The sequence below is a fragment of the Streptomyces rhizosphaerihabitans genome (assembly GCF_025399795.1).
In the GTDB taxonomy this organism is placed as follows: Bacteria; Actinomycetota; Actinomycetes; order Streptomycetales; family Streptomycetaceae; genus Streptomyces; species Streptomyces rhizosphaerihabitans.
In genome coordinates this window covers 1-10,294 of the sequence record NZ_JAODTZ010000107.1, presented here as the reverse complement: position 1 = coordinate 10,294, position 10,294 = coordinate 1, and the positions used below count along the sequence as shown (strand labels likewise).

General features: G+C 72.2%; 6 protein-coding genes and 1 pseudogene. 3 read left to right on the top strand and 4 right to left on the bottom strand.

Features of this window, described 5'->3' with window-relative positions:
• Together N4G66_RS44305 and N4G66_RS44300 are read right to left on the bottom strand one after the other, a co-directional pair.
• On the bottom strand, positions 1-3,009 hold a 3,009-nt coding region (locus N4G66_RS44305; protein ID WP_261710004.1), incomplete at its 3' end, for a tetratricopeptide repeat protein.
• A 166-nt stretch (positions 3,010-3,175) separates the two neighbouring features.
• Positions 3,176-5,770, bottom strand: coding sequence for a bifunctional FO biosynthesis protein CofGH (locus N4G66_RS44300; protein WP_261710003.1), 2,595 nt, complete (start codon positions 5,768-5,770; stop codon positions 3,176-3,178).
• A gap of 195 nt (positions 5,771-5,965) precedes the next feature.
• Here N4G66_RS44300 and N4G66_RS44295 point away from each other — a divergent pair, with 195 nt between their 5' ends.
• The gene (locus tag N4G66_RS44295) at positions 5,966-7,480 is read left to right on the top strand and encodes a CehA/McbA family metallohydrolase (RefSeq protein ID WP_261710002.1); all 1,515 of its coding nucleotides are present in this window, start codon (positions 5,966-5,968) and stop codon (positions 7,478-7,480) included.
• 129 nt (positions 7,481-7,609) lie between these two features.
• Here N4G66_RS44295 and N4G66_RS44290 read toward each other — a convergent pair whose 3' ends face one another.
• On the bottom strand, positions 7,610-8,446 hold the full coding sequence (locus tag N4G66_RS44290; protein WP_261710001.1) for an endonuclease/exonuclease/phosphatase family protein: 837 nt from the start codon (positions 8,444-8,446) through the stop codon (positions 7,610-7,612).
• Between the two features lie 92 nt (positions 8,447-8,538).
• Here N4G66_RS44290 and N4G66_RS44285 point away from each other — a divergent pair, with 92 nt between their 5' ends.
• Together N4G66_RS44285 and N4G66_RS44280 are read left to right on the top strand one after the other, a co-directional pair.
• Positions 8,539-8,934 carry a nitroreductase family deazaflavin-dependent oxidoreductase gene (locus N4G66_RS44285; protein WP_261710000.1) on the top strand — a complete coding sequence of 132 codons (396 nt, stop codon included), beginning with the start codon at positions 8,539-8,541 and terminating at the stop codon, positions 8,932-8,934.
• A gap of 328 nt (positions 8,935-9,262) precedes the next feature.
• Complete coding sequence (locus tag N4G66_RS44280) at positions 9,263-10,099, top strand: DUF4232 domain-containing protein (RefSeq protein WP_261709999.1); 837 nt, start codon at positions 9,263-9,265, stop codon at positions 10,097-10,099.
• Between the two features lie 34 nt (positions 10,100-10,133).
• On the opposite strand, the pseudogene N4G66_RS44275 reads toward N4G66_RS44280, so the two are convergent.
• Positions 10,134-10,294 (bottom strand): annotated as a pseudogene (locus tag N4G66_RS44275) (RNA-guided endonuclease TnpB family protein); the annotation flags it as partial.

Below are 10,294 nucleotides of genomic sequence, written 5' to 3'. Positions count from 1 at the left end.
TAGTTCGGTCATCGCCAGCTGGAACGTGCCCGGTGCCGCGTCCGCCGCGCGAAGCCGCTCGGCGAGGTGACGGGCCCGCTCCCACTGGCCGGTGTACCGGAAGGCCTCGACGCGCAAGTAGTCGCGGTCCAGGACGAGCGCGTCGTCCGGGCTCGGCGCCGGGTCCGCCTCGGCCAGCCGGGCCATCGCCTCGTCCCGTCGGCCGCAGTGGATCAGCGTGTCCACGACTTCGTAGCGTGCCGCGTCCACGTCCCCGCCCAGGGCGATCCGGCGTTCCCAGTCGGCCAGGGCCCGCTCGGTCCGCCCGGTCGCCAGGAAGACGCGCGCTCGCTGGTCGTACGCGTAGGCGTAGTCCGGGTCGGCGGCCAGGGCCCGGTCCAGCCAGCCCAGCGCCTCCGCGTGGGCCTTGAGATCGCGGTAGGCCGCCCCCAGGCAGCCGAGCGCCGAGGCGTTGTCGGGCTCCCGTTCCAGTACCTGCCGGAAGACGGAGATCGCCTCCTGGTGTCTGTCGTCGAGCCGGTGGGCGTTGCCCAGCTCGATCTCGATCCAGTCGGCGTCCGGACTCGCCGCGAGCGCGCGCCGCAGGTCCTCGTACACGCCGGGTCCGTCCTCCAGCCGCCGCCTCACCCGCGACCGCATCACCAGGGCCCAGGAGTAGTCCGGCTCCAACGCGACGGCACGGTCGAGGTCGGCCAGCGCCTGCGCGCTGTGGCCCAGCTCGTGGTGGGACACCCCGCGGCCCGCCAGGGCCGAGGCGTAGTCGGGTCTGAGGTCGATGGCCCGGCCGAGTTCGGCGACGGCCTCCTCGAAGCGGCCCGCGAGCCGGTAGGCGTCGCCCCGTTCCGAGGCGACCCAGGCGGAGTCGGGCTCGAGGCGGGCCGCCCGGTCCAGGTCGGCGAACGCCTTGTCCCACTCGTCCGTGTCACGGCGCAGCCGGGCCCTGCGGACGAGTGTCCACAGGTCGGCCCCGTCGATGCTCAGCGCCCGGTCGAAGTCGGCGCCGGCCGCCTCGAACTGGTCGAGGGCGTGCCGGCACGCCGCCCGGGAGGCCAGCGCGTCGGCGTTCGTGGGGTCGAGGGCGACGGCCCGGTCGAAGTCCGCGATCGCTTCCTCGAAGCTTCCCGCCATACGGTGTGTCTCCGCACGCTCCGCGATGATCCACCCCGTGTCGGGCCGCAGTTCGTCCGCCCGGTCGAAAGCGGCCAGCGCCGCCGGGTAGTCACCGAGCAGCTGGTGGGTGAAGCCACGGCCGTGGTGCACGCGCGCCTCGTCCGGATCGATCTCGATCGCCCGGTCGTACTCGGCCAGGGCCCGCTCGTACTCCCCGTCGTTGCGCAGTTCCCTGGCCCGCACCCCGTGCGCCAGGGCCCGCCCGGGGCCGTGCAGTGCGGGGCGGGCCAGCAGCAGATCCATCGCCCTGGCCACCCCGTCCTCGTCGTCCGCGAGGGCCTCGGTCAGTCCCCGGCCCAGGTCGCGCAGGACCGGGTCGCCCGCCGCGTCTCCGGCCTCCTGGAGCAACCTGGCCCAGCCGCGCCCGACGACGTGATCGACGCGGCAGGCCTCGACCATGTCGCGCAGGGCGTCACCCAGCGCGGCGAGCGGCCGGGCGCACAGCCGGTGGTACGACTCCTCCAGCAACAGCAGCCGCCACGGCTCGTGCCTCCACACCTGGTCGGGAGCGATCAGGCCGTTCCCCGCCTCGGCACGCCAGCGGGCGAAGACCTCCGCGAGCCTCTCGTGCCGTTCGGTCCAGCCGCGTGGCGAGTGGCGCCGCTGCAACCGGAGCATCGGCTCACGGACCAGGTCGTGATACCGGACCCGGTCGCCGCGGCCGTCCACGAACGGCAGCCCGCGCAGCCAGCCGAACAGGGCGTCGGCGTCCTCGTCGGCGCAGTCCACGGCAGCCCGGAACACATCCAGGTCGAGGCGCCGGGGAAGGGCGCACGCGAGGGCCACCGCCCGGCGGACCGGGTCCGGTTCCCACTTCAGGAAGCGTTCGACGGCCGTGGCCGAGGGGTCACCGACGTCTTCGGGGTCCGCCGGGCGCTGCTCGGCCAGGGTCGAGACCAGCAGGGGCAGTCCGCCCGTGAGGCGCAGTACCTCCTCGACCACGGGCTCCGACACGACCCCCTTGTCCGCGAGGAGCCCTCGCGCCTCGGTCTCCGTGAACGGCCCGAGGGGCAGGTCGGTGACGAAGTCGGTGAAACCGCCCCAGCGGAAGGTGTCGAAGGGGCGCTGCCCGGCCGTGACCACGATGACCGTGCCGGGCAGCCTGCCGTGCTCGAGGGTCGTCATCACCGCGTGGAGCCACGGGTCGAGGAACGGTCCGGTCCGCTCGTACGTGTCGAAGAACAGGACGGTCCACGGTACGGCGGACGCCGCCTCGCGGAGCTCCCCGACGAGGACCGGGGTGAGCACGCCCTGCGGCGACAGGACCAGTTGCACGTCCTCCTGGTTGCGCAGGCGTGCGCTGAGTCCTGCTCGCAACCTGTCTGCGCCCTGGGCCAGTTGGGCGGGGTCCAGGGCTCCGGCGAGAGCGCCGACCCCGGGCACCATCCCCAGCCCCACCAGGCCGGCCCGCGCCACTGTCAGGCTGCCCGCCGAGGGGCCGCTCCGCTCGGGCTCCTGCGGGGTGAGGACGGCGGCCTCCGCCTCGTGCCGCCGCTCGTGGTACGCCGCCAGCAGACGGTCCAGCTCCTTGAACCGGTATCCCTGCCCGGCGAACTGACGGCTCATCGCCGCCATGACCTCGGGCAGACTGCCGACGCTCTCGTCGACGTAGGCCGTCAACGCGCCGCGCTCACGTGCCAGTTGTTCCATCTCGCGGACGAGGAACGTCTTGCCGACACCGGCGTTGCCGTGGACGTGGAACAGGAAGCGGTGCCGTTCGTCCTCGGGAGGCAGCTCGAAGTTGGCGCGGAACGTGGCCCGTTCGGCCCCGCGCCCGACGAACCCGTGCCGTCGCCGCCCCTCGATCAGCTCCTGCATCGACGGTCGCCCCCGAGCCATGGCCCTTCCTCTCCCCCGGTACACCGCGTACACCGCCGGCCCGCCCGGGACCGGCCCCTCCAGTCTGACCCAGATCGTCCGGCGGGACACGGGCCCGCCCGGAGCCGGACGGCCCGCCGGAACCTGGGTTCCGGCGGGCCGTGGGGAGATCAGAACAGGTTTCCCCTCACTCCAGCACCGGCAGCAGCTCCGGCAGGTGCCCGTCCGAGGCCGCCGCCGTCCGTTGCCGCTCCTCCGGGACCTCGCCGTACACCGTCGTGCGGGGCCTGGCCGGGCGGCCCGCCGCCTCGGCCACCGCGATGAGGTCCTTGACCGACTTGTAGGAGCCGTAACTGGAGCCCGCCATACGGGAGATGGTCTCTTCCATCAGAGTGCCGCCGAGGTCGTTGGCGCCGGAGCGGAGCATCTCCGCCGCGCCCTCGGTGCCAAGCTTGACCCAGCTGGTCTGGATGTTGGGGATGTGCGGGTGCAGCAGGAGGCGGGCCATCGCCATGACCGCGCGGTTGTCGCGGGTCGTCGGGCCGGGTCGGGCGATGCCGGCCAGGTAGACGGGGGCATTGGTGTGGATGAAGGGGAGGGTCACGAACTCCGTGAAGCCGCCCGTCTGCTGCTGGATGCGGGAGAGCGTGCGGAAGTGGCCGAGCCAGTGGCGGGGCTGGTCGACATGGCCGTACATCATGGTGGAGGAGGAGCGGATGCCGAGTTCGTGGGCCGTGGTGACCACCTCGATCCAGGTCGCTGCGGGCAGTTTGCCCTTCGTCAGGACCCAGCGCACCTCGTCGTCCAGGATCTCCGCGGCGGTGCCGGGAATGGTGTCCAGGCCCGCTTCCTTGGCCGCCGTCAGCCATTCGCGGATGGACAGGCCGGTGCGGGTGGCTCCGTTCACCACCTCCATCGGGGAGAAGGCGTGGACGTGCATGCCGGGAACGCGTTCCTTGACCGCCTTCGCGATGTCGAAGTACGCCGTGCCGGGCAGGTCCGGGTGGATGCCGCCCTGCATGCACACCTCGACCGCGCCGAGGTCCCAGGCCTGGGCGGCGCGGTCCGCGACCTGGTCCAGGGAGAGGGTGTAGGCGTCGGCGTCGGTGCGGCGCTGGGCGAAGGCGCAGAAGCGGCAGCCGGTGTAACAGACGTTGGTGAAGTTGATGTTGCGGGTGACGATGTACGTGACGTCGTCGCCGACCGCCGCCCTGCGGACGTCGTCGGCGATCCGGCACAGGGCGTCAAGGGCGGGACCGTCGGCGTGCAGCAGCGCGAGGGCCTCGTCGTCGGTCAGCTTCGTCGGGTCGTCGGCCGCGGTCGCCAGCGCGGCCCGTACGTCCGTGTCGATCCTGGACGGCACCATGCCGGGGGCAGCGGCCTCCCGCAGGGCCTCCCAGTCGCCGTACACCGCGTCGAAGTCGTCGCGGCGGTCGCCGGTGCGGCCCTCGGTGTCGATGGTGTGGTGCAGGTCGGTGCGCCCGGAGGACGTGAAGGCCTCCTCGGGCTCCTGCCAGGGGTGGCCCTCCACGACCGCGTCCGGGAGCGCGAGGCCCGTCTCCGGGTCCGCCAGGGCCCGTACGTGCGGCAGCAGGCGGGGGTCCAGCCAGGGTTCGCCGCGCTGCACGAACTCCGGGTAGACACAGAGGCGTTCACGGAGTTCGAAGCCCGCCTCGGCCGACTGCTCGCGCAGCAGCTCGATCTGCGGCCAGGGGCGCTCGGGGTTGACGTGGTCGATGGTCAGCGGCGAGACCCCGCCCCAGTCGTCGATGCCGGCGCCGATGAGCCGGCCGTACTCGCTGTCGACCAGGTTGGGCGGCGCCTGGAGGCAGGCGGCAGGCCCCATGATGTGCCGGGCCACTGCCACGGTGGCGATCAGCTCGTCCAGTTCCGCGTCCGGCATCCCGCGCATCGCGGTGTCCGGCTTGGCCCGGAAGTTCTGGATGATCAGTTCCTGGATGCCGTGATAGGCCCGGGAGACGCGGCGCAGCGCGAACAGCGAGTCCGCGCGCTCCTCGTACGTCTCGCCGATGCCGATCAGCAGCCCGCTGGTGAAGGGGACGGAGGAGCGGCCCGCGTCCTCCAGGACCCGCAGCCGTACGGCGGGCTCCTTGTCCGGGGAGCCGTGGTGCGGGCCCCCGGGCTCGGACCACAGCCGGGTCGCGGTCGTCTCCAGCATCATGCCCATCGACGGGGCGACGGGCTTCAGCCGCTGGAAGTCGGTCCACGACATGACACCCGGGTTGAGGTGCGGCAGCAGACCCGTCTCCTCCAGGATGCGGATCGAGATGGCCCGTACGTACGCGATCGTGTCGTCGTAGCCGTGCGCGTCCAGCCACTCGCGGGCCTCGGGCCAGCGGTCCTCCGGCTTGTCGCCGAGGGTGATCAGTGCTTCCTTGCAGCCGAGTTCGGCGCCCCGGCGGGCGATGTCGAGGACCTCGTCCGGGGACATGAACATCCCGTGGCCGGCCCGGCGCAGCTTGCCGGGGACGGTGACGAAGGTGCAGTAGTGGCACTTGTCGCGGCACAGCCGGGTCAGCGGGACGAAGACGCTCTTGGAGTACGTGATGACACCGGGGCGGCCGGCCGCCTCCAGGCCCGCGTCCCGCACCCGCGCGGCGGAGGCGGTCAGATCGTCGAGGTCCGTGCCGCGGGCCTGGAGCAGCACCGCCGCCTCGGTCACGTCCAGTGCGACACCGTCCCGCGCGCGCCTGAGCGCACGCCGCATGGAATTCGCCGTCGGCCCGGATCCGGGAGTCGCGCCCGTAGCGGAGGTCGTCATCCTTCGAGCATACGGTCGAGGTGATCAGGTATCGGCGGGCCTGCCCCATTCGGACCGCGTGGCATCTGTCGGTCTGCCCGAAAGCCGCCGATTCCCCGGGCGTGCACCTCTGTTCACAACCTGCTCCCACAGTGGTAAGTGACACTTCGCATCACTCATGTCACTGTCACGCCCGACATCCTGGGGAGCAGCAGTATGTGTGAGGACGACCACGGCATAGGCAGACGCGCGCTGTTCGTGACGGGAGCGGCGGCCGCGCTTACGTTGGGAAGCGTGACCTTCCCCAGCGGTGCGCACGCGGAAGCGGCGGACGACCAGGAGACGAGGACGGTGCGCGGCACCCTCCCCACCGGCTCCCCCGACTTCGTGTATCTCCCGGTCGAGGTACCGGCCGGGGTCGCGGAGATCAAGGTCTCCTACACCTACGAGAGGCCGTCGGTCCCGGCCGGCACCGCGGGCAACGCCCTGGACATCGGCGTCTTCGACGAGCACGGCACGGAACTGGGCGGCCGGGGCTTCCGTGGCTGGTCGGGCGGCGCGCGCACGGAGTTCTTCATCCGCTCCGACGACGCGACACCCGGGTACATCCCCGGCCCGGTCCGCCCCGGCACCTGGCACATCGCGCTCGGCCCGTACACGGTGGCGCCGCAGGGACTGGCGTACGAGGTCACCATCACGCTGACGTACGGCAAGGGGGCCGCGGCCCCGGAGCCGGTGTACCCGCCCTCGCGCGCCAAGGGCCGCGGCCGTGCCTGGTACCGCGGCGACTGCCATCTGCACTCCTGGTACTCGGACGGCCGCCGTACCCCCGCGGAGATCGCGGCGCTGGCGCGGGCGGCGGGCCTGGATTTCATCAACTCCTCGGACCACAACACGCATTCCTCGCACCCGCACTGGGCGGACCAGGCGGGGGACGATCTGCTGATCATGCTCGGCGAGGAGGTCACCACGCGCAACGGGCACGTGCTGGCGCTCGGCACGGAGCCCGGCACCTTCGTCGACTGGCGCTACCGGGCCCGCGACAACCGGTTCGGCCGGTTCGCGCGCCGTATCCGCGGCGCCGGCGGCCTCGTGGTGCCGGCCCATCCGCACGCCACCTGCGTCGGCTGCGGCTGGAAGTTCGGCTTCGGCGAGGCGGACGCGGTCGAGGTGTGGAACGGCCCGTACACCCCGGACGACGAGATCGCCCTCGCCGACTGGGACAACATGCTGGTCGCCTCCGTGCGCGGGGGACATGACTGGCTCCCGGCCATGGGCAACAGCGACGCGCACCGCGACCCCGACCCGGTCGGCAGCCCGCAGACGGTCGTCCTCGCCGACGACCTGACCCGCGAGGCCATCCAGGAGGGCCTCCGCGCGGGCCGCTCCTACATCGCGGAGTCGAAGCTGGTCTCCCTCTCCTTCTCGGTGTCCGGCGCCAAAGGCGAACACGCGGGCATCGGGGAGCGGTTGAGGGTCGCTCCGGACACCCCGGTCACCGTCCGCCTGGAGGCCTCCGGCGCCCCGCGCTGCACGGTCCGTTTCGTCACCGACCAGGGCACGCTGTTCACCAGCGACCCGCTGCCGGTCGCGGGCTCCGGCACGGTGGAGTGGCGTACGACGGCGTCCTACGCGGCGTACGTCCGCGCGGAACTGCGCCACGAGACGGCGGCGGGGCCGGTGCCGGGGGCTCTGGCGGCGTTCACGAATCCGGTCTTCCTGGGGGCGTGACGGAGCCGACGCCCGTGAGCCGTATCCGTGCCTGTCAGTCCACGACCAGTGGATCGCGGAAGTAGTAAACGACGGTCACTCCCAGCCCTGGGGTGTGCGTGTAGACGACGGTGATCGCGCTGAAGGACCTCAGGTCGTGTCCTGACCGCCCGGAGGGAGGGACAGGTCGGCCACGACGGCCGCGTGGTCCGAGGGCCACACCCCGCCGACCGGCCCGTCCCCCGCCCGCCGTACGGACCGGACGTGCCCGAGGCCGCCGGGGCCGGGCGGGCCGACGTGGACGTAGTCGATGCGCGCGGCGGGGCTGTGCGGGCCGACATGGGCGTTCGCCGGGTCCCAGGTGGCCCAGGGTGCCATCGGGTCGGCGTACTCCCAGGCGTCGAGGAAGACCTGTCCGGGAACCGCGGGGGACGTCTTGTATCCCCCGAACAGGCGGATCTCGTCGGAGTCCGGCCAGGCGTTGAAGTCGCCCGTGACGACCGGGGGGAAGTCGGTTCCGCTCCGGTGCGCGGCGACGAACTCCGCGAGGGCGGTGACCTGTTCGCGGCGTACGCCCGAGGCGTGGACGGCCGAGGTGAGGTGGGTGGTGAAGAAGGGCACCTCGTGGGTGGGCGTGGCCAGGCGGGCGTGAAGGGCGAGCCGTCCGTCGTACAGCTCTTCGGGTGCGGGCAGCCGCAGCACCTCCTGCGCCACCACCGGCCAGCGGCTCAGCACGGCGTTGCCGATGTCGACCGTGGTGTCCCCGATCCGCCGCTGCCAGCGGTCCGAGGCATCGGAGGCCGCCCAGGTCCAGTGCATTCCGAGCTCGTCCGCGAGCCACCCGGCGAGGTTCTGGCCGCCGCACTCCCAGACCTCCTGCAACCCGACGACGTCGGGCCGCAGCTCGCGCAGCACGGCCAGGACGGCTTTCTGCCGCTCTTCCCAGGGCCCGAACCGCCACCAGAGGTTCCAGGTCACAACCCGCATCCGCAGCCACCTGCTCCTGTCGCGCGACATCGGGGACCATTGAAACAACTCCCTTGTGCCACAAACCAGCCCGGACAGGAGCCCCACCGACCATGGCCCGCCTCACCGACCTCAGGTTCCGCACCACGACCGCCTTCCAGCGGTACCTCGCCAACCCGTTCGCGCGCCGGATGCCGTTCCAGACGCTCCTGGAGACCACCGGCCGTGTCTCCGGCCTGCCCCGGCGCACCCCGCTCGGCGGCCGCCGCGTCGGTGACGCCTTCTGGCTGGTCTCGGAGTTCGGGGAACGGTCGCAGTACATACGCAACATCCAGGCGGACCCGAGGGTGCGGGTGCGGCTCCGCGGCCGCTGGCACGAGGGCACGGCGCACCTCCTCCCGGACGACGACCCGGTGGCCCGGCTGCGCACCCTGCCCCGGGGCAACAGCGCGGCGGTACGGCTGATCGGGACGGGGCTGCTGACGGTACGGGTGGACCTGCGCGGGTGAGGGGCGGCCGGGGGGTCCTCGCATCCCGGCACGGCATCCCAGGCTTCCGCGTTTCCGCAGGTCATCTGGGGTGGGATGGTTCCATCGTCCCAGGTTGGCGGGCGGCTGTTGTCCCAGGCCCGCGAGGAATCCCATGCTGTGGCTGTCGCACCGGCTGAGCACGTCGTCCGCTCGGCAGCGCCGACACCCCGGCCCGCCCGTCCACGGGGGACACCCATGTCCTCATGCACTCAGGACGGGCGGATGCCCAGGGCGGATTCCCAGGGTGGGTGCCCGGCCGTCGGCGCGTGCGACCTCCATACGGATCGGAAAAGGAAACGGGGACACCATGAACACGCCTGCCCGCAGGAACCACAAGAGCCCTAGGGGCTGGAAGTCCTATGCCCTCGGGGCCGCGGCGGCCGCGGCGCTGCTCGCGACCACGGCGTGCGATCCGGGCGCGGCCGAAGGTTCGGACAGCTCCAAGTCCTCGGCCCAGCCGAGTGCGACGGCTTCGGCGAAGCCGGGCGGTGCTTCGGGCAACACGGGCGGCGGCGATGGGGCCGGGAGCGGTGCCAGCAGCGCCGGGAGCAGTGGCAGCAGCGCGGGGAGCGGTGGCAGCACGAGCAGCGGTGGGCGCACGAGCAGCGCCGGCAGCACGGGCGGCACGAGCGGCACGAGCAGCAGTGGCACGGGCGGCAGTGGTGGCACCGCGGGCAGTGGTGGCAGCACCGGCGGTGGCGGCAAGGAGACGATCGCCGCGTGCTCCCAGACGGAGCTCGGGGTGTCGGCGGTGAAGGAGCGGGACGCCAGGCACCTCGTCCTCACCGTCCAGAACGCCGGCACCAAGAAGTGCAACCTCTACCGCTACCCGCTCGTGCGGCTCGGTGACGGCACCCGGAACACGCCCGTGATCAAGGACAGCGACCCGACCCCGGGGGTACCCGTCACCCTCGCTCCGGGCCAGGAGGCATACGCCGCTCTGCTCGTCGCCGGCGGCGCCAGGGACGAGTACGAGGCGAAGAGCATCACCCTCACCCTCCAGGGCAGCACACCCGGCAGCATCGCGGGCAAGGCAATCGACGTCCCCATGCCCGTCAGCACGCTCTACGCGGACGACGGTCAGCTCGTCACCTACTGGACGACCGCTTCCGGCGTCGCCCTGGACTTCATCATGTCGAATTGAAACCTCCCCTCCCTGAAGGGAGGGGATTCCTGGCTCAGGCCGCCTCCTGGAGCAGCGCTCCAGGAGGTCTTACACCCTCAACGCCAGCCGGGTCGAGACCGGCCCGGACAAGCATCACGCGGGCGGAGTTCTTGTCCCTGGGGGACACGGTTTTGCACGTGGTGCAGGTGTAGGTGCGTTGCGACAGCGGCAGTG